Source organism: Streptomyces sp. SudanB52_2052 (assembly GCF_964272415.1).
Taxonomy (GTDB): domain Bacteria; phylum Actinomycetota; class Actinomycetes; order Streptomycetales; family Streptomycetaceae; genus Streptomyces; species Streptomyces olindensis.
This window is the reverse complement of record NZ_OZ186796.1, coordinates 352,072-374,881: the sequence shown is the minus strand read 5'-3', so window position 1 is coordinate 374,881 and position 22,810 is coordinate 352,072. Positions and strand designations below refer to the sequence as shown.

23 protein-coding genes are annotated in these 22,810 nt (G+C 72.4%); 10 read left to right on the top strand and 13 right to left on the bottom strand.

All coding sequences use genetic code 11. The annotated features are described in order from the left end of the window. Positions 1 to 26: 26 nt before the first annotated feature. Genes ACSUPV_RS01765 through ACSUPV_RS01750 form a run of 4 tightly spaced genes read right to left on the bottom strand, consistent with a single transcriptional unit; the run spans position 27 to position 4,502 of the window. Positions 27 to 1,226: a Gfo/Idh/MocA family protein gene (locus ACSUPV_RS01765; protein WP_031120427.1), complete on the bottom strand. Its 1,200-nt coding sequence runs from the start codon at positions 1,224 to 1,226 to the stop codon at positions 27 to 29. Positions 1,227 to 1,240: 14 nt separating this feature from the next. Further along, complete coding sequence (locus ACSUPV_RS01760; protein ID WP_436946775.1) at positions 1,241 to 2,584, bottom strand: ABC transporter substrate-binding protein; 1,344 nt, start codon at positions 2,582 to 2,584, stop codon at positions 1,241 to 1,243. A gap of 10 nt (positions 2,585 to 2,594) precedes the next feature. Continuing rightward, a complete protein-coding gene (locus tag ACSUPV_RS01755; RefSeq protein WP_436946774.1) occupies positions 2,595 to 3,518 on the bottom strand; it encodes a carbohydrate ABC transporter permease in 924 nt (307 codons plus the stop codon). An 18-nt stretch (positions 3,519 to 3,536) separates the two neighbouring features. Next, positions 3,537 to 4,502: a carbohydrate ABC transporter permease gene (locus ACSUPV_RS01750; protein WP_436946773.1), complete on the bottom strand. Its 966-nt coding sequence runs from the start codon at positions 4,500 to 4,502 to the stop codon at positions 3,537 to 3,539. A 168-nt stretch (positions 4,503 to 4,670) separates the two neighbouring features. On the opposite strand from ACSUPV_RS01750, the gene ACSUPV_RS01745 reads away from it, so the two are divergent. The 3 genes from ACSUPV_RS01745 (at position 4,671) to ACSUPV_RS01735 (ending at position 7,037) form a co-directional block, all read left to right on the top strand. Further along, on the top strand, positions 4,671 to 5,831 hold the full coding sequence (locus ACSUPV_RS01745; protein WP_037764105.1) for an ROK family transcriptional regulator: 1,161 nt from the start codon (positions 4,671 to 4,673) through the stop codon (positions 5,829 to 5,831). 100 nt (positions 5,832 to 5,931) lie between these two features. Beyond that, positions 5,932 to 6,117, top strand: coding sequence for a hypothetical protein (locus ACSUPV_RS01740; RefSeq protein WP_037764103.1), 186 nt, complete (start codon positions 5,932 to 5,934; stop codon positions 6,115 to 6,117). Positions 6,118 to 6,173: 56 nt separating this feature from the next. Continuing rightward, entirely contained in the window at positions 6,174 to 7,037 is an 864-nt protein-coding gene (locus ACSUPV_RS01735; RefSeq protein WP_436946772.1) for an EamA family transporter, read from the top strand. A gap of 32 nt (positions 7,038 to 7,069) precedes the next feature. Here ACSUPV_RS01735 and ACSUPV_RS01730 read toward each other — a convergent pair whose 3' ends face one another. Together ACSUPV_RS01730 and ACSUPV_RS01725 are read right to left on the bottom strand one after the other, a co-directional pair. Further along, positions 7,070 to 8,422 (bottom strand): S1 family peptidase, encoded by a 1,353-nt coding sequence (locus tag ACSUPV_RS01730; RefSeq protein WP_031120420.1) that lies wholly within the window; start codon positions 8,420 to 8,422, stop codon positions 7,070 to 7,072. Between the two features lie 123 nt (positions 8,423 to 8,545). After that, entirely contained in the window at positions 8,546 to 9,535 is a 990-nt protein-coding gene (locus tag ACSUPV_RS01725; RefSeq protein WP_037764097.1) for a hypothetical protein, read from the bottom strand. A gap of 24 nt (positions 9,536 to 9,559) precedes the next feature. Here ACSUPV_RS01725 and ACSUPV_RS01720 point away from each other — a divergent pair, with 24 nt between their 5' ends. The 3 genes from ACSUPV_RS01720 to ACSUPV_RS01710 all read left to right on the top strand — a co-directional run bounded on the left by ACSUPV_RS01720 (position 9,560) and on the right by ACSUPV_RS01710 (position 12,558). Next, positions 9,560 to 10,738, top strand: coding sequence for a MalY/PatB family protein (locus ACSUPV_RS01720; RefSeq protein ID WP_031120418.1), 1,179 nt, complete (start codon positions 9,560 to 9,562; stop codon positions 10,736 to 10,738). A 30-nt stretch (positions 10,739 to 10,768) separates the two neighbouring features. After that, on the top strand, positions 10,769 to 11,149 hold the full coding sequence (locus ACSUPV_RS01715; protein ID WP_031120417.1) for a PPOX class F420-dependent oxidoreductase: 381 nt from the start codon (positions 10,769 to 10,771) through the stop codon (positions 11,147 to 11,149). Positions 11,150 to 11,217: 68 nt separating this feature from the next. After that, positions 11,218 to 12,558 (top strand): Gfo/Idh/MocA family protein, encoded by a 1,341-nt coding sequence (locus ACSUPV_RS01710; RefSeq protein ID WP_436946771.1) that lies wholly within the window; start codon positions 11,218 to 11,220, stop codon positions 12,556 to 12,558. A 7-nt stretch (positions 12,559 to 12,565) separates the two neighbouring features. Here the strand turns inward: ACSUPV_RS01710 and ACSUPV_RS01705 are convergent, their stop codons facing one another. Together ACSUPV_RS01705 and ACSUPV_RS01700 are read right to left on the bottom strand one after the other, a co-directional pair. Continuing rightward, on the bottom strand, positions 12,566 to 12,979 hold the full coding sequence (locus ACSUPV_RS01705) for a Zn-ribbon domain-containing OB-fold protein (RefSeq protein WP_031120415.1): 414 nt from the start codon (positions 12,977 to 12,979) through the stop codon (positions 12,566 to 12,568). A gap of 152 nt (positions 12,980 to 13,131) precedes the next feature. Continuing rightward, positions 13,132 to 13,842, bottom strand: coding sequence for a TetR family transcriptional regulator (locus tag ACSUPV_RS01700; RefSeq protein ID WP_382608518.1), 711 nt, complete (start codon positions 13,840 to 13,842; stop codon positions 13,132 to 13,134). 182 nt (positions 13,843 to 14,024) lie between these two features. Here ACSUPV_RS01700 and ACSUPV_RS01695 point away from each other — a divergent pair, with 182 nt between their 5' ends. Then, positions 14,025 to 14,738, top strand: coding sequence for a peptidoglycan-binding domain-containing protein (locus ACSUPV_RS01695; protein WP_037764082.1), 714 nt, complete (start codon positions 14,025 to 14,027; stop codon positions 14,736 to 14,738). A 107-nt stretch (positions 14,739 to 14,845) separates the two neighbouring features. After that, on the top strand, positions 14,846 to 15,334 hold the full coding sequence (locus ACSUPV_RS01690; protein ID WP_031120412.1) for a flavin reductase family protein: 489 nt from the start codon (positions 14,846 to 14,848) through the stop codon (positions 15,332 to 15,334). 292 nt (positions 15,335 to 15,626) lie between these two features. Here the strand turns inward: ACSUPV_RS01690 and ACSUPV_RS01685 are convergent, their stop codons facing one another. The 4 genes from ACSUPV_RS01685 to ACSUPV_RS01670 form a co-directional block, all read right to left on the bottom strand. After that, the gene (locus ACSUPV_RS01685) at positions 15,627 to 18,023 is read right to left on the bottom strand and encodes a SpoIIE family protein phosphatase (RefSeq protein WP_436946770.1); all 2,397 of its coding nucleotides are present in this window, start codon (positions 18,021 to 18,023) and stop codon (positions 15,627 to 15,629) included. 108 nt (positions 18,024 to 18,131) lie between these two features. Beyond that, positions 18,132 to 18,698 carry an antibiotic biosynthesis monooxygenase gene (locus tag ACSUPV_RS01680; protein ID WP_031120410.1) on the bottom strand — a complete coding sequence of 189 codons (567 nt, stop codon included), beginning with the start codon at positions 18,696 to 18,698 and terminating at the stop codon, positions 18,132 to 18,134. 44 nt (positions 18,699 to 18,742) lie between these two features. Beyond that, complete coding sequence (locus ACSUPV_RS01675) at positions 18,743 to 19,117, bottom strand: hypothetical protein (protein WP_031120409.1); 375 nt, start codon at positions 19,115 to 19,117, stop codon at positions 18,743 to 18,745. A gap of 284 nt (positions 19,118 to 19,401) precedes the next feature. After that, on the bottom strand, positions 19,402 to 20,319 hold the full coding sequence (locus ACSUPV_RS01670; RefSeq protein WP_031120408.1) for a MurR/RpiR family transcriptional regulator: 918 nt from the start codon (positions 20,317 to 20,319) through the stop codon (positions 19,402 to 19,404). A gap of 95 nt (positions 20,320 to 20,414) precedes the next feature. Here ACSUPV_RS01670 and ACSUPV_RS01665 point away from each other — a divergent pair, with 95 nt between their 5' ends. Both ACSUPV_RS01665 and ACSUPV_RS01660 read left to right on the top strand, forming a co-directional pair. Beyond that, the gene (locus tag ACSUPV_RS01665) at positions 20,415 to 20,648 is read left to right on the top strand and encodes a hypothetical protein (RefSeq protein ID WP_359792423.1); all 234 of its coding nucleotides are present in this window, start codon (positions 20,415 to 20,417) and stop codon (positions 20,646 to 20,648) included. A 58-nt stretch (positions 20,649 to 20,706) separates the two neighbouring features. Continuing rightward, positions 20,707 to 21,108, top strand: coding sequence for a DUF3662 domain-containing protein (locus tag ACSUPV_RS01660; protein WP_031120407.1), 402 nt, complete (start codon positions 20,707 to 20,709; stop codon positions 21,106 to 21,108). Positions 21,109 to 21,119: 11 nt separating this feature from the next. Here the strand turns inward: ACSUPV_RS01660 and ACSUPV_RS01655 are convergent, their stop codons facing one another. Further along, on the bottom strand, positions 21,120 to 22,805 hold the full coding sequence (locus ACSUPV_RS01655) for an ArnT family glycosyltransferase (protein WP_382608504.1): 1,686 nt from the start codon (positions 22,803 to 22,805) through the stop codon (positions 21,120 to 21,122). Between the last annotated feature and the right edge of the window lie 5 nt (positions 22,806 to 22,810).

Genomic DNA, 22,810 nt, shown 5'->3' with positions numbered 1-22,810 from the left:
CCGGGCACCCGGCTCGCACCCGACCCTCACTGCGGCGCGTCCCCGAAGTCCGGGATCTCCAGCCGTACCCCGCCCTGCCGCGCCGACTCGTGCGCGATGATGCCCGGCAGGGTGTAGCGGGCGGCCACCCAGGCGTTCACCGACGGCAGGGTCCGCTCGTTGACGGCGGTCACGAAGTCGTCCACCAGGAAGTGGTGGCTGCCCTCGTGGCCGTTGTGGAGGTGGTCGAACTCCCGCGGCAGCCGCGCGCGGTCGTGCACGGGAGCCGACCCGGAGGTGAAGGCGGCCCGCAGCTCCGGCGCGATGTGCTGGAGTGACGGGTCGTCGGGGGACATGGTGGGCTTGGGCTCCAGCAGTTCGCTGATGTCCTTCACGCCCTTCTTGTCCTGCCACAGGGCGACCGTGGCGAGCTGCTCCATGCTCGCCTCGGTCCCGAAGAAGCGGAACCGCGACTCCCGTATGTGCGAGGGGTAGCCGACCCGCCGGAACTCGTTCGTACGGAACGAGCCGCCGCCCGCCACCTCGAACAGCGCGGTGGCGTTGGAGAAGTCGTTGCCGAACTGGCTGATCTCCTTGTCGAAGACACCGTCGCCCCGGTCGTCGACGACCCCGATCGCCGACACGCTCACCGCGTGCGTCCGCCAGGCGCCCAGCACCCCGCCGACCGCGTGCGTCGGGTACAGCAGCGGGGGATAGCTGGCGGTCGCCTTCCAGTTCTCGCCGCCGCTGTACTGGTAGGCCTCGTAGAACCCCAGGTCCATGTCGTGGACGTAGTCGCCCTCGGCGTAGAAGAGCCGCCCGAAGGCGCCCTCGGCGATCTGGTTGCGGGCGTGCACGGTGGCCGGGTTGTACTCGCTGGTCTCGCCCATCATGTAGGTCAGCCCGGTGGCCTTGACCGCGTCGATGATCGCCGCGATCTCCTCGGTGCTGATCGCCATGGGGACCGCCGAGTACACGTGCTTGCCGGCGTTGAGTCCCTGGAGCACCAGCGGCCCGTGCGTCCACCGCTGCGTGAAGATCGCGACCGCGTCGACGTCCTCCGACTCCAGCATGGCCTGGTACGACGGGAAGGTGCCGGCCAGCCCCTGCGCGGCGGCGAGTTGCTCCGCCCGCTCAGGCAGCAGGTCGGTGACGTAGACGGCGCTGACGCCGGGGTGTGCCTGGAACAGGGTGGCGAACTGGCCCGAGAACTGTCCGGCGCCGACGATGCCGAGGGAGAACGTCATGGAACGCGTGCCCTTCACTGGGAGAGGATGAGGTTGATCTGGTCGTTGGTCTGATCGAGGCTGCTCACGGGCTTTCCGTTGCCGTAGATGTCCTCCATGGCAGGGGACATGAGCGCCGTCATGTCCGCCGAGTAGCTCGCGATCGGGTAGGAGAAGGTCCGGAAGTTCTTCTTGTCGGCCACCGGCTCGGTGAACGACGAGACGTCGATGCCCTTCTCGCGGTACGCGGCGACGGCCGCCTCGGTCCCGGCCTTGGTGGCGGGGAAGACGACGCCGTAGCCGCCGACGACCTTCTGGCACTTGTCGGAGGCCAGGTACGCCACCCACTTCTTGGCGCCCGCCTTGTTCTTGGAGGCCTTGGTGACGGAGTCGGCGAGGCCGTTCATCATCGTGGCGCGCTTGCCGGTCGGCCCGACCGGCGTCAGGGCCGTCTTGATGTCCCTGCCCTTGAAGCCCGCGTAGGTGGAGATCATCCAGGCCCCGTCGAACGCGGTGGCCGCCTTGCCCGCGGCGACCTGCGTGTTCGCCTGGTTGGACTGGACGTTGTAGTCGGACAGCGGAGGCATGTAGCCCTTCTTCGCCAGCCCGAAGTACCACTGGACGACCGACTGGAAGGCCTTGCTGTCGTACTGGTACTTCGTGCCCCAGCGCGGCTTGTCGAGGTAGCTCCAGCCCGCGGAGGCGGCGAAGTTGCTCCACTGGGTCTGGCCGTCGCCGAAGCCGCCGCCGTTGGTGGCCAGGCCGTACACCTTCACGTTGTTCTTGTCGAAGCCCGGCTCGTCGCCCCGCTTGCCGTTCCTGTCGATCGTGAGACGGGCGATGGCCTTCTCGAAGGTGCCGCCGTCCTTCGGGTTCCACGACAGGCTGTTCAGCTGCTCCGCGGTGAGGCCGGCGTCCTTCGTCATCCTGGAGTTGTAGAACAGCGCGACGGTGTCCCAGTCCTTGGGGGCGCCGTAGCGGTGGCCGTCCTTGCCGACCCAGTTGGCGGCGAGGCCCGGCTGGTAGTCGGAGTCCTTGATCCCGAGGTCGTCGAGGGGTTCGAGGACCTTCAGGTCGGCGTACTGGCCGAAGTTCTGGATGTGGTCGGTGAACACGTCCGGCTGGGTGCCCGCGATGAACCCGGCGGTGAGCTTGGTCCAGTAGTCGGACCAGCCCAACTGGGTGATCTTCACCTTCAGTCCGGGGTTCTCCTTCTCGAACCCTTTGGCGCAGGCCTGGTAGGCGGGAAGCTGGTTGGCGTCCCACAGCCAGTAGGTGACCGTGTTCGCGGAAGAGCCGGCGGCGCCGCCCTGCGCGCATCCGCTGACCAGGGACAGCGCCAGCGCTCCCGTCGCCGCGACGAGCGTACGAATTCGCATCACAGTTCCCTTACTTGATCCCGGTGAAGCCGATGGAGCTGACGATGCGGCGCGCGAAACAGGCGAACAGCACCAGCATCGGCAGCGCGGCGATCAGCGTCGCCGCCATGAGCCCGGACCAGTCGACGCCGGTCGCCGGGGTCTGCGCCCGGAAGATCGCCAGCGCCACCGTCAGCACGCGCGAGCTGTCGCTGTAGGAGACCATCAGCGGCCAGAAGTAGTCGTTCCAGGAGGTGATGTACGTCAGCACGCCCAGCGTGATGATCGGCGTGGACGCCATCGGCAGCACCACCCGGAAGAAGATCTTGATCTTCCCGGCGCCGTCGAGCAGCGCGGCCTCCTCCACCTCCTTGGGGATGTTCATGAAGAACTGGCGCAGGAAGAACACCGCGAACGGGGTCATGAACATCGTCGGCAGGGCGATGCCGAGGAGCGTGTCCACCAGGTGGAGCTGCTTGATGAGCACGAAGTTCGGCAGCAGCGTGAAGATGGCCGGCACCATCATCCCGGCGAGGAACAGGCCGAAGACCTGGTCCCGCCCGCGCCAGCGCAGCCGCGAGAAGGCGTACGCGGCCATCGCCGAGAAGAAGATCTGGCAGACGGTGATCAGGGTCGAGACGAGCACCGAGTTGAGCAGGTAGCGCCAGAAGTCCAGCCCGCCGCCCGCGCCGCCCTGCGCGATGGCCTCCTCGGCGGACTGCAGGCCCAGGGCCCGCTCGAAGCCGCTGGTGGTGAGGTCCACCGGCAGCGGGTTGGTCGGGTCCGCGCTGAGGCCCGCGTTGGTGGAGAGCGCGGTGCGCAGGATCCAGTAGAACGGCAGCAGGGTGATGAGGACGATCAGCCCCATCACGGTCCAGGCGACGGCCCGCCCGAAGGGGAACCCGCGCCGGGCCGGCCGCACCCGCGTCGGCGTCGTTGTCGTCACGGCGGTCATGCCGGTGTCTCCCTTCCGTCAGCCGAGGTCGGTCCGGCCGGCCCGGGTGAGCCGGTACTGGAGGATGGTGATCGCGCTCAGCACGACCAGGAGGGCGACGGACATGGCCGAGGCGTAACCGAACTGGAAGCGGCCGAAGGCGGATCCGTAGATGTAGTACTGGAGCACGTTGGTCGCGTTCGCCGGGCCGCCCGCGGTGGTGACGGCGACGGTGTCGAACACCTGGAACGAGCCGATCACCGTCATGATCAGCACGACCGCGAGGACCGGCCGCAGCAGCGGCATGGTGATCCGCCAGAACATCCGCCACTCGCTCGCGCCGTCCACCCGGGCCGCCTCGTACATGTCGTTCGGGATGGCCTGGAGACCGGCGAACAGCAGCAGCGCGGTGTAGCCGACGTGCCGCCACACGTTGATGAGCGCGATCGTCGGGATCGCCCAGGTCTCGTCGGCGAGGAACGGGATGCGGTCGACGCCGACGGCGCTGATGATCTCGTTGCCGATGCCGAGCTGCGTGTCGAGGATCCACAGCCAGACCAGACCGGCCACCACGTTCGACATCAGGTACGGCGTGAGCACGATGCCGCGCAGCATCGCCGACTGCGTGAGCCGCTGGAGCAGCACCGCGATGGCGAGGGCCGCGACCGTCTGGACGCCGATGTTGATGACGACGTACTCGACGGTGACCCACAGCGAGTCCCAGAAGATGGGGTCGTTGACCATGCGGACGTAGTTGTCCAGGCCCACCCACTCCGCCGGCGTCAGCAGATTGAAGCGGGTGAAGCTCAGGTAGACGCCCCGCAGCGTCGGCCAGAGCAGGAAGACCACGAAGCCGAGCAGGGCCGGCGCGATGAACACCGCGGCCAGCCGGCCGTCCCCTCGGTTCTCGCCCGCCTCGGTCCGGCGTGTCCTGGGTTTGCTGCGCGCCTCCGCCGCGCCGCCCGCGGGCAGACGCGATGGAGGGCTGCTGGAGGCGATGGTCACGGGAGACTCCCTCGCATGCGGCGGCTCGTCCTCTGGCGGGACTTACTTTTGGCGCGAAACAATTGCGGCGTCAAGAGGGGTGCAAACATCTTTTCGCAGGAACCATCAGCGCCGTAGAGTGGTCATGTTGGTTTCAGTGCGAAAAAAAGGTGAGGGAGCAGAACGCTGATGACCGCAGGCACCGCCGGCTGGCTGCCGCTGAGCCCGGGGGAGCGCTCGGTGGCGATCGAGGTGCTCGTCAACGGGCCGCTGTCGCGCAGCGAACTCGCCCGCAGGCTGGGCCTGTCGGCCGGGAGCCTCACTCGGCTGACCAAGCCGCTGATCGAGTCGGGCCTGCTGGTCGAGGTGGCCGAGGCGGGCGTACCGGCGGAGGCGCGCCAGGGCCGGCCTTCACAGCCGCTGGACGTCGTCGCCGACTCCGGCTACTTCCTCGGCTACAAGATCACCGAGGACATGGTGTACGGCGTCGTCACCACGCTGCGAAGCCATGTCGTCGCCCGCCACGACCGTCCGCTCACCACCCACGACCCCGCGGAGGTCGCCGACGTGCTCGCCGCGATGACCGCCGAACTGGCCGTCGGCCACCCTCGGCTCGCCGGGATCGGCATCGGGGTCGGCGGTTTCGTCCAGGATCGTGCCGTGGTCGGCGAGTCGCCCTTCCTGCTGTGGCGGGACGTCCCCCTGGCCGAACTCGTCGAGGAGCGCACCGGGTTGCCGGTGGTCGTCGAGAACGACGTCGCGGCCCTGGTCGACGCCGAGACCTGGTTCGGCGCCGGGCGCGGTCTGGAGCGCTTCGTCGTGCTCACCATCGGCGCCGGCCTCGGCTACGGGCTCGTCCTGGGCGGCAAGCGGGTGCCCTTCGCGGAGGAGGACCGCGGCTTCGGCCGCCACTGGATCGTGGACCCCAACGGGCCGCTCACCCCCGACGGCCGGCGCGGCAGTGCCGTCTCGATGCTGACCATCCCCAACATCCGCTACCAGGTCCAGGCCGCCACCGGCGTCGACCGGACCTACGAGGAGATCCTCGCGCTGGCCGCCGCCGGGGACCCGGTGCCCGCCCGGGTCGTGGAGGAGGCCGCGCGCGCCCTGGGGACGCTCGTCGCGCAGATCTCCAACTTCGTGATGCCGCAGAGGATCCTGCTCGCGGGGGAGGGGGTCGGGCTGATGGACGTGGCCGGCAAGACGGTCGAGGAGACCGTCCGCGACCAGCGGCACCCGCTGGCCGCCCCGGTCGAGCTGGAGACCAAGGTGTCCGATTTTCACGATTGGGCACGCGGCGCGGCCGTATTGGCCATCAAGGTGCTGGTGCTGGGGTCGGCCGAAGCGTGAACAGGCTCACGTTTACCGGGAGATGGACGTGATCAGCAACACTGTCCGAAATGACCGTTTAACTCACGATTACTCACGCCGTCTTCACTTGCGGCGACGTATGCTTCACACCATGTCCACCACTGTTGAATCCTCTTCCCAGCGATCGGCTGACGAGGTCAACGAGGAGATCCGGGCCCTGTGGCGCCGGTCGGGCGGGACACTGAGCGTCGAGCAGCGCGAGGAATACCAGCGGCTCGTCCTGGAGTGGGCCGCCGCGGTCCCGCAGTCGGCTCCGGCGGCGTGAACCTCCTCCAGGCCCCCTGACGCATCGGAGCCTCGTCCCGGGGCACCCCTGATCCAATGGGTGCCCTTCTCGCACTTTCCTCGGCCGTTGTCTACGGCATCGTCGACTTCGCCGGCGGTCTGCTGTCCCGGCGCGTCCACCACGCCGCCGTCACCTTCCTCGGCCAGCTGGGCGGCCTCCTGCTCGCCTGCGCCGCCGCACTCCTCCTGCCCGCCGACTCCGTCCACCCCACCGACCTGCTGTGGGGCGCGCTGTCCGGCGTCGGCAGCGGTGTCGCCATGCGGTTCCTCAACCGCGGGCTGAGCCGCGGCGCCATGAGCGTCGTCGTGCCCGTGAGCGCCGTCACCGGCGTGGCGCTGTCGGTGCTGTGCGGGGTGCTCCTCCTCGGCGACCGTCCCGGCGCCGTCGCCTGGCTCGGCATCGCCGTCACGGTGCCCTCGCTGTGGTTCGTCGCCGGAGGCCGGGGCGGAGTCCGCGGCTCGGAAGCTGCCGGGAGCCCGGACGCAGGCACCGGGAAGGGCACGGCGGACGGGCTGCTCGCCAGCGCGGGCGTGGCCGTGCAGTACCTCGCCCTCGGCCAGGCGGACCCCGGGAGCGGGCTGTGGCCCGTCGCGGCGGGCCGGGTCGCCGCGGTCCTCGTCCTGCTGCCGGACGCCGCCCGCCACGCCCGCCGGCTGAAGCTGCCGCCGGTCCGCTGCCTCCAGGCCGTCCTCATCGGGGCCGGGGCGGCACTCGGCCTCGTGCTGTATCTGCTCGCCGCCCAGCGGCAGTTGCTGGCCGTGGCCGTCGTCCTCGCCTCCCTCTATCCGGCGCTGCCCGTCGTCCTCGGCCTCGCCCTCCTGCGCGAGCGGATCAGCCTCCGCCAGGTGAGGGGACTGCTGGGAGCCGGAGTCGCGACGGTGCTGCTCACCCTGGGGTGACCGGGGTACCCGGTGACGTGCCGGAACCGGTGTCACCCCCAGGTGGCCGAGTAGTACTGCCGATACGCCTTGCGGTCCTGCTCGGCGCGGATCCACCGGGTCGCCACCAGCGCGACCAGACTGCCCGCGATGACCAGCAGGCCGGGACCCACGTTGCGCGGATCACCGAGCCGGGTCAGCAGGCCCGACACGTCCTCGCCCGTCACCGGCGCCGACGAACCGGGCGAGGCGGCGGCGCCCTGCGGGGCCGACGGCGCGGGCGCGGCACCGGTGCCGCCCCCGGCCTGCTTGGCCACGATCAGCTTGACGTCCAGCTCGGTCAGCGCCTTCGTCACCGGCTGGAAGAACGTCGTACCCCCCTGCGCGCAGTCCCCGCTGCCGCCGGACGTCAGGCCCAGCGCGATCCCGTCCGCGAACATCGGGCCGCCGCTGTCGCCCGGTTCGGCGCACACGTTCGTCTCGATGAGCCCGGTGACCGTCCCCTCGGGGTAGTTGACCGTCGCGTTCAGCGCGGTCACCTCCCCCTCGCGCAGCCCGCTGGTGCTGCCGCTGCGGAAGATCTTCTGCCCGACCTCCGGATCGGCCACGCCCGTGATCCGCACGCCCTTGCCGTCCCCGACGGCCACGACGTCCGCGCCCTCGCCCGCGCGGCCGCTGTCGTACTTCACCAGGGAGTAGTCGTCGCCGGGGAAGCTCCCCCTGAGCGAGGTGCCGACCTGGTCCCGGCCCCGGTCGTCGGAGAACCACACGGAACCGTCGGGTCCGCAGTGCCCGGCCGTGAGGATGTAGTCGCTCTTCCCGTCGGTGACGTTGAACCCCGCCGAACAGCGCCCGGCCGTCGACAGGATCGGCTCCGCGCCGTTGATCCGCGTCGTGAACCTGCCCTCGGTGCGCTCCATGCGCACGAAACCGCCGATGCCCTCCGCGACCTCGGTCAGCCGGGACCAGTCGGCGGCGGAGACGGTGCTGTCACCCCGGACGACCACCTCGTTGCTCTTGTAGTCCAGGGCCCACGCCGTACCCGCCACTCTGGGGGCCGAACGCAGCGTGGCCGTCGCGGACTTGAGGTCGCTCATGCTGTGGCGGACCATCTTCGCCCGGGCCCCGGCGCGCTCCACCTCGGCGGCGGCCTTCTCGTCGGTGACCGCGACGACCGGCCGCCCGGCCGAGTCGACCCAGCTGCCCGCCGTGCGGGAGGTCCCGAGCCGGGACACGAGGTCGGTGCCCATGCCGGTGGCGGGCCGCGCGGAGTACGGGACGCCGATCGAGGGGTCCGGGGGCTCGCTCGCCACGGCGCGTGTGACCATCGCTCCTCCGAGGAGGAGTCCGCCGACGGCCGCCAGCCGTGTCACTCGCCGGACGACCCGTCGTCGTGCGTGCCTCATGCATGGCTCCCGAACCAGAACATCACGGTGTGAACACCGCGGGGCCCTCCTTGAGTTGAGCGCCCCTCATCCATACGGGCCGCAGCCCTGCCGTGTTCACCGCACGCGTGATCTTTTGAGCCGTCAGCCCGCCACCGGGTCGGCGAGCAGGGCCCGGCTCCGCGCGTCGCCCCACACCGAGGCCGGATCGACGTAGGGCCGCAGCAGAGCGGTGAGCGCCGGATCCCCGCGCCCGTTCAGCTCATCGGAAGCGATCTTGCGGGCGATTCCGGCCAGGAAGTCCGCCACCTGCACCCGCGCGTCCTCGCGCGCCACGACGAGCCGCAGCCCCGCGAGACCGACCCCGGCTCGCCGGGCCGCCTCCTCGATCCACGCGACGCGGTCCGGCGTCAGCATGTTCTGCCGGTCGTGCACCAGCCGGACCGGCCGCCCGTCCCCGCTCCACAGCGCGGCCGTCCGCACGATCGCCGGGAGCAGCGGGTCGAGCACCGGGATCAGCGGCGGCCCGGCGAGGAACTCCGCCCGGTAGGAGACCGCCCTGGGCCGGGTCGCCGCCAGCTGCTCCAGGATCTCCGCGGCGTCCGAGCGCGGACGGTCCCGGCGCAGGGCGTCGACCGTGCCGTAGAAGGCCTCCACCGGGTCCCCGTCGTGGCGGACCCGCAGCAGTCGGTTGGCCGCCTCCAGGAACGCCCGCCAGCCCTCCTCCCCGAAGGTCCGGTGTCCGGCCCGGAAGAGGGTGACGGCCGCGGCCGGATCGCCCAGCAGCAGGCCGACGGCCCGGTCCACCACGAAGAACGACTTCTCCATGAGGTGCACCCGCGCCCGCCCGTGGACCGGACCGTCCGGCGCGAGCAGCCACTCCAGGACCGCGCGATGCTTCTCCCGCAGCAGGTGGGTCGCCTTGTACTCCTCGGCCGGTGAGCGGATCCGGCCCCGGATCTCGCGCACGGCCGCCGCTGCCGCCGTCACGGGCAGCGACACACTGGCGTGCGCGAACACGTCCGTGTTGCCGCCGGTGAGGTTCTCGCCGTCCGAGCCCGACTCGTCACAGGCGATCTCCAGGAACCGGCCCGTGGCCGCCCCCCGCTCCCCGTCCTCAAGATTCCCGGTCACCGCACGGCCCCCTATCGTGTGCCCATGACCAGGATCCCGCACGAGACGTCCGGTGAACCGAACCCCCTGCAGCTCCTCACCCTCGACCGCCTCAGGCGCCGTACCAGCATGAAGTGGCGCACCTACCCCGAGGACGTGCTGCCGCTGTGGGTGGCCGAGATGGACGTCCCGCTCGCCGAGCCCGTCGTACGCGCCGTCACCGACGCGCTGGAGCTCGGCGACACCGGCTACCCCGCCGGCACCGCCTACGCGCAGGCCCTGGCCGCCTTCGCCGAGAAGCGGTGGGACTGGGACGGCCTCGCGGTGGAGCGCACCGCGATCGTGCCCGACGTCATGCTGGGCGTGGTCGAGATGCTCAAGCTGGTCACCGGGTACGGGGACGCGGTGGTCGTGAACTCGCCGGTGTACCCGCCGTTCTACCACTTCCTGGAGCACATGGACCGTCGGGTGGTTCAGGCCCCGCTCGGCGCGGACGGCCGCATCGACCCCGGCGTCCTGGAGGAGACCTTCCGGCAGGCCGTCGCGGACGGGCGGCGGGCCGCCCTCCTGCTGTGCAGCCCCCACAACCCGACCGGAACCGTGCACACGGCCGAGGAGCTGTCCGCCGTCGCCGCGCTCGCCGAGCGGTACGGCGTGCGTGTCGTCGCCGACGAGATCCACGCGCCGCTCGTGGTGGGCGACGCGCGGTTCGTGCCGTACCTGAGCGTGCCCGGCGGCGAGCGCGGCCTGTCGTTGATGTCGGCCTCGAAGGCGTGGAACCTGGCCGGGCTCAAGGCCGCCCTCGCCGTCGCCGGGCCCGACGCCGCCGCCGACCTGGCCCGGATGCCCGAGGAGGTCGGTCACGGCCCCAGCCACGTCGGCATCATCGCCCACACCGCCGCCCTGCGCGACGGCGTCGCCTGGCTGGACGCCCTGCTGGCCGGGCTCGACACCAATCGGCGGCTGCTCGCGGACCTGCTGGCCGAGCACCTGCCCGCCATCCGCTACCGCCCGGGCGACGCCACCTACCTCGCCTGGCTCGACTGCCGCGCCCTCGGCCTCGGCGACGACCCGGCGGACGTCTTCCTGCGCCGCGGCCGGGTCGCCCTCAACTCCGGCATCCCCTTCGGCACCGGCGGCGCCGGGCACGTCCGCCTCAACCTGGCGACCTCCCGCGAGGTGATCACGGAGGCGGTGCGGAGGATGGCGGCGGCGCTGGACTGAGGCCGGGCGGGCGCTCGTACACTGCCCGGCATGGACGACACGGCGCTGGACCGACTGGCCACGGGCAAATACCTGCTGATCACCAGCTACCGCAGGAACGGCACGCCGGTCGCCACCCCGGTCTGGGTGGTACGGGACGGCGACGCGCTCGGCGTCTGGACACCCGCCGACTCCTGGAAGGTGAAGCGGATCCGCAACCGCCCCGACGTCCTGGTCGGCCCCTGCGACGCGCGCGGCAACCCCACCGGCGACCAGGTGCCCGCGACCGCCGAGATCTGCGACGCGGCCACCACCGCCCGCTACCGCGAGCTGATCGCCCGCAAGTACGGCCTCACCGGCCGGCTCACCCTGCTCGGCAGTCGGCTGCGGCGGGGCGTGGACGGCACCGTGGGCCTGCGCGTCACCCTCTGACCGCCTTCCCGCAAGCGCTTTCGGCTCCGGGGGAGTGGACGGCCCCTCCCCGGGAAAGGTCACCTGCCATGAGCCGAACTCCCGTCCTGCGCGCAGCCGTCGTCGGCACCGGCCACCGGGCCCAGCTCTTCACCCGCGGCCTCGCCGCACGCCCCGGCCACCTGGTGGCCGCGCTGTGCGACCCCAGCCCGACCCGGATGGCCTTCCACAACCGCCTGCTGGCCGAGGCCGGCGCACCGGCGGCCGCCGTGTGGGAGCCGGACCGCTTCGCCGACCTGCTGGCGAAGGAGGACATCGACGAGGTCGTCGTCACCACCGTCGACGCCGAGCACGACCGCTACATCGTCCCGGCCCTGCGCGCGGGCTGCCGGGTCGTCACCGAGAAGCCGATGACCGTCGACGCCGAGCGCTGCGCCCGCATCCTCGGCACCGTCCGCGAGACCGGCAACTCCCTGACCGTCGCCTTCAACTACCGCTTCAACCCCGTGCACGAGAAGGTCCGCGCCCTGCTCGCCGACGGCGCGATCGGCGAGGTGCTGTCGGTGCACTTCGAGTGGCTGCTCGACGTGCGGCACGGCGCCGACTACTTCCGCCGCTGGCACCGCGAGAAGCGGCACAGCGGCGGCCTGCTGGTGCACAAGTCCTCGCACCACTTCGACCTGGTCAACTGGTGGCTCGCCGACGAGCCCGCGGAGGCCTTCGGCTACGGACGGCTCGGTTTCTACGGCCGCGAGGCGGGGGAGCGGCACGGACTGCGCCGGGACTACCACCGCGCCCACGGCGCCGACCGGGCCGCCGACGACCCCTTCGCCCTGGACCTCGCGGCCAACGACACCCTGCGCGCCCTCTACCTCGACGCCGAGCGCGACGACGGCTACCTGCGCGACCGGAACGTCTTCGACGGGCCGGTCACCATCGAGGACGACATGTCCGTCCTCGTGCGCTACGCGCGCGGCGCGACGATGACGTACCACCTGACCGCCTACGCCCCGTGGGAGGGCTACCGGGTGATGTTCAACGGCAACGGGGGCCGGCTGGAGCTGGAGGTCGAGGAGAGCCGCTGGCAGCCACCCCTGACCCGGGTCGCGTCGGCCGCGGGCGCCCTGCACGGGGACACGGCGGCGGAACACACGGGCGGCGCCCGCCTGACCCTGCGCCCGCTGTGGCAGCCTCCGGTGGACGTGCCGCTCGCGATCGCCCACGAGGCACACGGCGGCGGTGACCCGCGCATGCTCGACGCGCTGTTCGGACCCGCCGACCCGACCCGTGCGGCGGACACCGCGGCGGCGACCCACCCGACGGCCACCGAGCGCGACGGAGCGCTGGCCCTGGCCGTGGGCCTGGCGGCCAACCGGAGCTTCGAGACCGGGCGGCCCGTGCGCACCGGCGAACTGCTCCCGGAAGACTGACCAGGCGTCAGCTCCAGGCCCGGTACGGCTCGTCCAGCAGTTGGAAGACCGGCTCGCCCCGGACCGGGTCCTTGGCCGTGGACAGCCGCACCCGGTCCCCGCTGTGGATGCCGATGGGCGGGCCCATCACCCGGCCGCGCACGACGAACCCCTCGGACATCTCGATCAGGGACACGTTGCGCGCCGCGGGCGTGTTGCGGTGCACCACCGTGGAGTGGCGTACCGTGCCCGTGCCCTCGGCGCGCTCCGTGCGCAGCTCGCTGCCCCGGCAGACCGGACAGAGCACCCGGTGGTACATGGCGGTGCCGCACCAGGTGCAGCGCTGGAAGAGGATGGCCTCCGAGTCCTGGCCCCTCGGGTCGAGGAGACCCGTCGCGGAGCCGGCTGCCTGCTGAGCGACGCTTCCTGAGTGGTGGTACACGCTGGTCAACTCCCTGCACTCGGCCGGAATCCCATGGGCGCGGTCGCCCGCGCACACGCGTGCGCGGTTGGCCGTGCCACCGTGCACGGAGCACAGCGTATGGCACTCAGTGCCACTCGTAAAGGCACTCCGTACCCTCAATGTGGGGGCACTCAGGCCCGCCCCAGCGTCGTCTCGATCTCCTGCACCACCCGCCACAGGGGCGCTCCGCGCCGCGAGACGACGACCACCACGTCCTCGGGCCGCTCCCCGGCCGGAGGCACCGGCGCCTCGCCGAAGGCGGACTGCACGTACGCCAGCGCGTGGTCCACCGCGGCGCTCGCCTCGCCCTGCCCGTCCGAACGCAGCCAGGAGCGCAGCGCGTTGTTGTGCGCCGCGACCACCGCCGCCGCGATCACGTCGGCCTGCAGGGTCCCGTCCCGGCGGGCCTCGTACCGCCGCCGCAGGTACGAGGCGAGGGCCCGCTCGTAGCGCCACACCACCGACAGCTCATAGGCGCGCAGCCCGGGCACCTCCCGGGTGAGCCGGTAGCGCTGTACCGAGAACGTCGGGTTCTCGGCGTACATCCGCAGCACCAGCCGGGCCGCGTCGCACACCCGCCGCACGGGCTCGTCGTCGTCCGCGCCCTCGGCGAGGAAGGCCGTCATGTCCGCCAGGCACCGCTCGTGGTCGGGGAAGACCACGTCCTCCTTGGAGGGGAAGTAGCGGAAGAAGGAGCGCCGTCCCACCCCGGCGAGCGCCACGATGTCGTCGACCGTCGTCTGCTCGTAACCCCGTTCGAGGAACAGCTGGAACGCCGCCGCCACCAGGGCGTCCCGCATGGGCGTCTTTCCGGTCCCGGCGTCGGCTTTCTCGGAGCTCATGAGCGGGAACGTAGCACCCGCCGGGCCACATATGGCACTCAGTGCACTCCTTGGAAGGAACTGAGTGCTCTGCATCCCTGGCCCGAGCGCCCGCTGAACTGCCGGCGCGGCAGCCGCGTATCTAGCGGCAGGACGACCCCCGAAGACGGGCGCCCCCGAGCCCGGACGCAAGGAGAGCACGCGTGTCGACACCGTCCGAGCCCCGGCCGCCGCACGACGGCCCGGCCCTGGAACCCATCCGCGTCCTGCGGCCGCGCCGCACCGACGCCCTCGCCGAGCTGATGAGGGAGTTCCGCGAGGAGACCGGCGCGGCCCCCACGGCACCCCGCGGCCCCGAGCCGGGCGGCTACGAGTCCGTCACCCTGCCGGGACCGCCGGCCGGCTCCGAGGCCCTGACGCAGGAACTCCCGCCCGTGGCCCGCGCGACCCGCCGCTCCGCGGACGCCCACACGGCACCCCCGGGGGCCGGTCTGCGCCGCGCCGCCGTGGCGGTGGCCGTCGTCGCGGCCGCGGTGATCGGCTTCGGCGGCGCGCTGCTGCTGCGCGGCGAGAAGACGGACGACACGGCGGCCCCCGCCCCCAGGCCCCCGGCCTCCGCCTCGGCCTCTGCCCCCGCCCCCACGCCGCCGCAGGCCACCGCACCGGTGGACCCCGACGGCCCCGGCACGCTCCGCGAGGGGGCCACCGGCCCCGAGGTCACCGAACTCCAGGAACGCCTGCTGCGCATCCCGGACGTCTACCGGGGCGGCTCCACCAACGGCCGCTACGACCCCACCCTCACGGCGGCGGTGGCCCGCTTCCAGCTCTGGTACGGCATCCGCGGCGACGAGACCGGCGTCTACGGCAACGACACCCGGACCGCACTGGAGTCCCGCACCCCGCCGACCACGACCTGACGCACCCCGGCCCGGCATCCCCCGCCTCCCGCCTGGCACCCACCCGGCCACCATGGTGAGGTGAAGCCGAGGGCCGGCAGGCGTGAGGGCGAAGGAGCGGTGTGGACATGGCGGACATGGACGCGTTCATCGGACGGCTGAACCCGGACATGTGTGTGGTCACGGCCGCCGCAGGCGGCGAACGGGCGGGCTGCCTCGTCGGATTCGCCTCGCAGTGCTCGATCCGTCCCGTGCGTTTCGTGGTGTGGCTGTCCGAGCTGAACCACACCTTCCGGGTGGCCCGGAACGCCGAGGTGCTCGCCGTTCACCTGCTCGCCCGCGAACAGCACGCCCTCGCCGAGCTGTTCGGCGGGCGCACCGGCGACCGCACGGACAAGTTGAGGGACGTGCGGCTGCGGGAGGCGTACGGCGGGGCACTCGTCCTGGAGGAGGCCCCGGCCTGGTTCGTCGGCCGCGTCATGACACGCGCCGGGGGCGGCGACCACATCGGCTTCGTTCTCGACCCGGTCGAGTGGGGCGGCCGGGAGACGTACGACGGTCCGCTGCTGCGCCTCTCCGACGCCGTCGGCATCCCGCCGGGTCACCCGGTCGACTGACCTCGTGCCCCCGGCGGTCGAACGCCCGGCAACGGCTGGGAAAAGCGGCGGATGCGCGGGCCCGCCCGGCGTCACCCTGGGCCGGGGCGCCCGCGAGGCGCCCGATCCGCCCCGAACGAAGGCCCCCGCCCATGAACGGCTCCCGCATCCCCGGCCTGGTGCTGCCCGCCCTGTTCCTACTGGCGCTCGTCGTGGGCCTGTGGTGGTACTGGCGGCATCGCGGCGACTCATAGACACGCGCTTCCGTCCCGCGCCTATGTATCCAAGACGCGCGCTTCCGCCCTGCGCGTGCCTACGTCTCCATGATCCCCGGAACCCGGACGTCCACGACGCACACGTCGTCCCGCCGCTCGTCCGGCAGCATCCGCGCGAGCAACGACCCCAGCGACACGGGCCCGTCGGTGTGCGGGGCCGCGACCGCCTCGGCGAGCCGCTCAAGACCGAGGTCGATGCTCTCCGGGGGGTGCTCGACGAGGCCGTCCGTGTACAGGATGAGCCGGTCGCCGGGTGCGAGACGGCACTCGGCCTCCTCGAACACCGGCGTCGCGGTCGCCCCGAGCAGCATGCCCCTCGGGCGGTCCAGGTACCGGGCCTCGCCGTCCCGCAGGAGCAGGGGCGGGGGATGCCCCGCCTGCGCCCAGACCAGGCGCCGCCGGCGCGGGTCGTAGCGGGCCAGCACCATCGTCGCGGTCGCGTGCGAGTCCCGCGAGTGCAGCAGCAGGGTGTTGAGCCGGGCGAGCGCGCCGGTCAGCGACGAGCCCGTGATGACCATGCCCTTCGCGGTGAACCGGAGCTGCGCCATCGTGGCGACCGCGTCGACGCCGTGCCCGGCGACGTCGCCGACCACCAGCAGCGCGTCCCCGTCGGGCAGTTCGATCGCGCTGAACCAGTCGCCGCCGACGTGCACATCGGACTGGGCCGGCAGATAGGCGACCTCGACGCGCAGCCCGGCCAGGTGCACCGGCCGGTTGGCCATCGGCAGCAGCGCGTGCTGCAGCCGGGAGGCCAGGGTCCGTTCGGCCTGGAGCACGTCGTGCTGCGTGAGGATCGCCCGCTCGCTCTCGACCAGGGCCAGCTCCGCCCGCCGCCGGGCGGTCATGTCCTGCACGAAGCCGTGCACCTCGACGGGCGTGCCGTACGAGTCGGCCACCGCCTCGGCCACCAGCCGCAGATGCCGGATGCCGCCGGTCGTCCTGATCCGGAACGGCACGTCGAACGCCCGCCCCGCCTGGACGAGCTCGCCGACGGCGCGGGTCAACGCGGGAGTGTCCTCCGGCAGGGCCAGTTCCGGCATCTCGGTCAGCCGCACCGGGCCGTCCGCGGCGTCCCGGCCGAGGAGCGTGAACGCCTGCGTCGACCAGGAGCCCTCCCGGGTGACCAGGTTCCAGTTCGCCCAGCCGAGGTTGCCCAGCCGCTGCAGCTCCGCCAGCCGCTGCTCCTGCCGGTCGGAGGAGCCGTGCCGGATCCAGGAGACGACCAGGGCGTCGCCCAGCGGCGCCACCCGTGTCGTGTACGTGAACAGCTCCGCGACGTCCGCCACCGTCTCCTCGTGGGCGAAGGGCTCGCCTTCGCGCGGCTCCCCGGTGGCCAGGACGTGCAGGCAGTCCCGCCACAGCGGCCCGCCCGCCAGGGCCGGCCGGAACTCCAGCAGCCGCCGCCCGGCCGGTTCCTCGCCGGTCCGGCCCAGCAGGTCGCCCACCTGGGCGGTCGCGGCCTCCACCCGGAAGTCCTCCGGCTCACCCGAGGCGGCGCGCACCGGCGTGAGCAGCATCGCCGAGACCGGCAGGGCATCGAACAGCGCCTGCACCGCGACCGTGGCGGTGTCGGTGGACCGCTCGGCCGGGGTGTCCAGGGCGCGCAGCCGCCCGGCGCACAGATCGGTGACGCCCCGCAGGTGAGCGCGGTCGCGCGAGGTGAAGGCCCCGGCCCGGCGGCGCAGCACGCCGATGCAGACCTCGGCCGGGCCCGCGGTGACCACGGGGAGCCAGGCCCGCGACCGCCACCGCTCGGGAGGCTCCCCGATCAGCAGGTACCGCCGCGCGTCCGAGGGCAGGTCCTCCAGCCACCGCGGCTCGCCCGCGCGCAGGGCCTCCAGCGCCGCGACCCCGCTGAGCGGCGGGACCCGGCCCCACTGGGAGGCCAGCCTGTCGCCGATGCCCGCGTGCCCGATGAGCGCGAGGCCGCCGTCGGGCCTGCGGGCGTAGATCATGATCGCGTCCGCCGCCATGTCGGGCCCGAGGTGCTCCAGCAGGCACCGCGCGAGGTCGTGCGGTGTCGCCACCCGGACGAGGGCCTGGCCGAGGCGGGCCAGGGCGGCGGCGACATCGTCCGGTGCGGCCGACCCCTCCAGGAGGTCCGTCCCGGAGACCGGGGCGTCGGTGTCGACGGGCTCGGTCGCCTCGCCCGGGCCGGGCGGCGTCGGCGCCAGGCTGCCGAGCGTGATCCAGCACTCCTCCAGCAGTGTGTGACGAGCCGCCTTGGCCCGCTGGAGCAGCCGCTCTCCGGCGGCGTCCGCGGAACACCCGGTCAGCGCCATCACCGCGCCCTTGGCCCGCTCCACGACGGCCGACGTCGCCGCCTGGTCGCGCAGCCGGTCCAGCTCGGCGCGCTGCCGGGCGACGATCCTGGCCAGTTCGGCCAGGTCCGGTGGCCCGCCGGGGTCCGGCGGTGTCACGGGCTCGCTCGTCACGCGTTGAGCATCGCACACCCGGCCCGATTCGAAGACCGCCTCGTGAGCACGGAGTGCTCACGCATCCCTGCGGCCTCATCAGCCCCATCGGGGCCCGGGAGGGACCGCTCAGTGGCCGTCGCGCGGATAGAGCCACAGCCGCAGCAGCCGGCTGAGCCGCGGCATCACCAGGTACGTCAGCACCGGCAGCAGCACCAGCGGGAACACGGCGGCCCGCAGCGGCAGCGGCCAGCCCGTGGTGTGCGGAGTCACCAGCCACTGGACGAGCAGGGTGAACGGATAGGCGCCGAGGAAGGTGGTGAGGACCATCTTCCACCGGGGCGGGGCCTGCACCGTGGTGCCCGGCAGGCTGAACCAGGTCTCCATGCCGGTCGTCGACTGGCGTTCGCTGCTGACCTCGGTGGCGATGTCCTCGATCCGCCGGTGCCAGTGGGCCCGTTCCTCGGACTCCAGCCAGGCGGCGAGCCGGTGCTGGTCGGACCAGCGCAGTACCGCGTGGTAGCGGTGGCCGTCCTCAGGCGTCAGCCAGGAGACGCCCTCGTTGCCGGGGAACTCTCTGGCGCAGCGGGTGATGCCGCGCGTCCACTCCTCGAACTGCCGCTCCCGGCCGGGGCGCACCTGCCAGGTCAGGACCGTGGTCACCGGCTCGCCGCGCCGGACTTGTGTGGTGCTCATTCACTTCTGGGTGCCACGCGCGGCGCGGGTCATGCCCCGGGGGATCAGGTCGGGCGGTTCGCCTCCACCAGCGCCTGGGTGACCGCCCGGACGCTGCGCGCGATGTGCTGCAGCTGCATGAGCTCGGCCGCGTACAGCTTGATCGTGTGCTCGATGACGCCTTCGTGCAGCCCGAGACCGGGCAGGTCGGCGCGGGCGGTCTGCAGGGCGGTGCGGGCCACCCGGATCTCGTGCTGGACCTGGATCTGGGCGTGCCGGGCGAGGAGCACCGGGTGGCGGACGAACACGGGGTATCCGGCGTAGCGCGCGGGCACCAGCTCGCGCAGCCACTTGGCCGCCGAGCGCTCCCAGTCGTAGCTCCCGGGGGTCTTGACCTGGCAGGGCCAGTCCGGGCTGATGCGCGTGGACGTCAGGGGCATGATCTTCGCTTCCGGGTGTGCGGCGTCGTGAGGGTGGACGACGGGTCGGGGCGGCCCCGGTCTAGGGGATGACCGGGGCCGCCACGGACACCCGGGACGCCGAAGCGGGTAGGACCCGGCCTCCTCGGGTGCGGAACGGATCCGGAACAGCCGGGTCGCGATCCGTGAGCAGTATTTATATATGCCAACCGGTTTGCAAGGAGCATGAAAACATTCATGCGCGCTTTGTTGTGGATGGTCCCCGTGTGTGAACGGCATGCCTGCCGCCCGGTCCCCGAGGAGGCTCAGTCCCGGAGGAAGAACTGGTGTTGGTCGGCGACCTGCTCGTACTCCTCCAGCCGCGCCTGTGTCCGCTCCGGGTCCGCGTCGGTCATGGCCTGGAGCAGCGCCGAGCACATCACGCCCGGGGCTGCGTAGGAGTCGAAGACCAGGCGGGACCCGGTCCCGGTGGCGAAGGCGACGTCGGCCTCGTCGGCGAGCGGCCCGAGCGCCAGGTCCGTGATCAGGGCCACCTTGAGCCCGGCGCCCCGCGCGACCCGGACGGCCGTCAGGGTCTCCTGGGCGTGCCGGGGCATGGAGAACGCCAGCACCCAGGTGCCGCCCGCCTCCCGGGACTGGAGCAGCGCGTCGTAGGCGACGCTGCCGCCGCGGGTCACCAGCCGGACGTCGGGGTGGATCCGGCGGGCGGCGTAGGCGAAGTACTCGGCGAGCGAGACGGAGATGCGCAGGCCCAGGACGGTCAGCGGCGTGGACGAGGACAGCTTGCGGCCGATGTCGATCACCAGGTTCGGGTCGGCGAAGTCCCGCCGCAGGTTCTCCAGGTTCTCGATCTCGGCGTCGACCGCCGCCTGCAGCTCGTTGCCCTGGTTCTCCTCGGCCGGTCCGCCGGCGAGGGTGCCGAGCGCGATCGACTGGAGCTTCTCCCGCAGCGCCGGGTAGCCGCTGAAGCCGACCGCGGACGCGAACCGCGTCACCGAGGGCTGGCTCACCCCGACCCGGTCCGCGAGATCCGTGATCGACAGGAACGCCGCCTCGGTGATGTGCTCGATCAGGTACTGGGCGATGCGTCGCTGGCCGGGGGACAGCCGGGGCCGGTCGAAGAGGGTTCTGAGCTGGGCGGACGGAGAGACCTCCGCTTCCGGGGCGGCCTTCCCCGAGGTGATCGCGGATGCCTGTGCGCGTGCCTGCTGCGGCGATGGCACCGGTGCGCCTCCTTCGTCTCCCAGGGACGTTCAACATAGCTCACGCACCGTGGTGACCAGGGATTCTTCGCGGGAGCACATGAGGTGCCCGGCGCGTGGATACCCGGGCGCCGGGCGGGAACCCGCCGCCGCAGAAGATCCCGTACGACGCGCGAGGAGCCACGGTCATGACCGTCCCCGAGGAGAACCGGCCCAAGACCGAGACGACCGACGAGGTCCTGGAACAGCAGGACGAGAACCGGAACCGCCCGCCGGGCGCGACCGGCCGCACGATGCGCGAGGCCCTGGAGGAGGCCGAGGTGCGTCCCGACGACTACGACGAGCGGTAGGACGCCCACCCCGGGCCACCGCAACCGAACCGACGACGTTTCCGGCAGGTGATACCGCATGGGCGCCCTGAGCGCGCTGGAAGAGACCCTGGAGAGCCGATGGGACGCGCTGTGGGCGCGGGTCCGCGACAAGGAACCGGTCGAGGTCCTCGACGCCCTGCGACGCGAGTGCGACGACAACGCCGTGGTGTGCGGTGAGGGCCGTGTCATGGTCCCCAACGCCTACGACGTGGAACTGCCCGACGACGTGCACGAGCACCTGACCCGCACCGGCGTCGACGTGGGCCAGGCCCTCACCGACAGTCTCTGCCGCCACGCGGACCGCCGCGGCTACGAGTGGGCGGGCCCCCTGGCGGTGCACGTGGCGAGGTGCCCCGAGGTGCCCAACGGCCGCTACCGGGTGGCCAGCAGGGTGATGCCCAACGTGAGCACCGACGGTTTCTTCCACGCCGCGCACTGACTCGACGACGTTCAGCGGCGATAGATCGTGATCGAGTGCCCGACATGCTCGACGGGGCGGCTGCCGCCGATCAACGCGGCCAGCCGCCCCGTGGCCTTGGCCGCCGCGGAGTCGGACACCACCAACAGCCCGCGCACCTCGGAGACGGGCACCCGGCGGGGATCGGCACTCCGGATGCCGTAGAACCCCGGTACCCCACTCCCTTTGTAGACGAGCCACACCCGCTGACCCGCGTACCCCTCCCGCAGCCGCTCGGCGAGCCGCCCGAGATCCTGCCCCCAGTCCACGTTCGAGTCGTGCAGCCACTCCCGCGTCCTGCCCGGCCCCCCGAACGCCTCGTTGGAGTAGGGCAGATAAAAGGGGTACGTCCGCACCGAACCGACCCCGACGAACGCCACCAGCACGGCCACCGCGACCGGCACCCACCGCCGCCGCACCACGAGCAGGCACCCCGCCGCCACCGCGAGGAACAACGGCAGGAACACGGCGTACCGGGTCCCGAGGTCCCGCGCCCCCTGCATGGCCGCCGCCAGCAGCACCACGGGAGCGGCCAGCACATACGGTGCCGCGGGCCGCAGCCGCCGTACGGCCACCAGCACGACGGCACCGGCGGCCCACAGCGCGAGCGCCCCCAGCGGCGTCTTCACCAGCAGCGCGGCCGGCAGGTAGTACCAGAGCGAGCCCTCGTACAGCCGACCGAACAGGAAGCCCTGCCACGGCCGGTTCTCCAGCCCGAACTGCACGCGCATCCCGTCCCGGTAGGCCTCCGGGAACGGCAGCAGATCCACGAGCAGACCCCGCGCCCCGTGCACCACGGGCACCTGCTGCTCCGGAGTCCAGCGCAGCCGCGGATCGACGACCAGGTACACGGCCCACACCACCCCGATCGCGGCCAGGGCCACCACGCCCGCCCCGGCCACCGCCCGCACCAGGCGCCGGCCGCCTGCGCGGGCGTGCCACACCGACATCGCGGCCGACACCATCAGCACCGCGACGGCGGGCAACGTGCTCATCCTGGTCGCCAGGGCGGCGCCCAGCGCGATCCCCGCGAGCGGGACGTACAGCCGGGGCCGGCGACGGGCCCGCCACACCAGCCACGCCGACGTCAGCACGAACCCGGCGGCCGGCACGTCGAGCGTGGCGAGCGAGCCGTGGGCGATGACGTCGGGGGAGAGGCAGTACAGGGCGAGCGCGGCCAACCCGCCCACAGTACCGGCCAGTTCACGGGCGAAGGCGAACACCACCAGCCCGAACAGCGAGGTCAGCACGATCATCGGAAGGCGGGCCCACAGCATCAGCCGCCAGGGATCGTTGCCCGACTCGTAGAGCAGGTGCCGCCCCACCCGGCCCTGGTCGCCGGTGAACGACGCGTCGATGTGCGGATCCGCGAGGGCGACACCCACCCCGATGACCAGCTTGCCGAGCGGCGGATGCTCGGGGTTGTGGCGCAGCCGGTGCTCGCGCACGTACTCGGCCGCCGCGCCCACGTACACCGGTTCGTCGATCGTGGGGGTCTGCCGCACCGCGGTCGTGACCATCGCGAAGGCCATCTGCGCGAGCAGCAGCGCGACCAGGAGCCGCACCGGCCACCGTCCGCCCGGCCACCGTCCCACCGGCCGCCGCGTCGCCCCCGACGAGAGCGGAACCGGCCAGGGAGCGGCGGGAGCGAGCAGGTCCCTCATGGACCCACTGTGCATCAGCC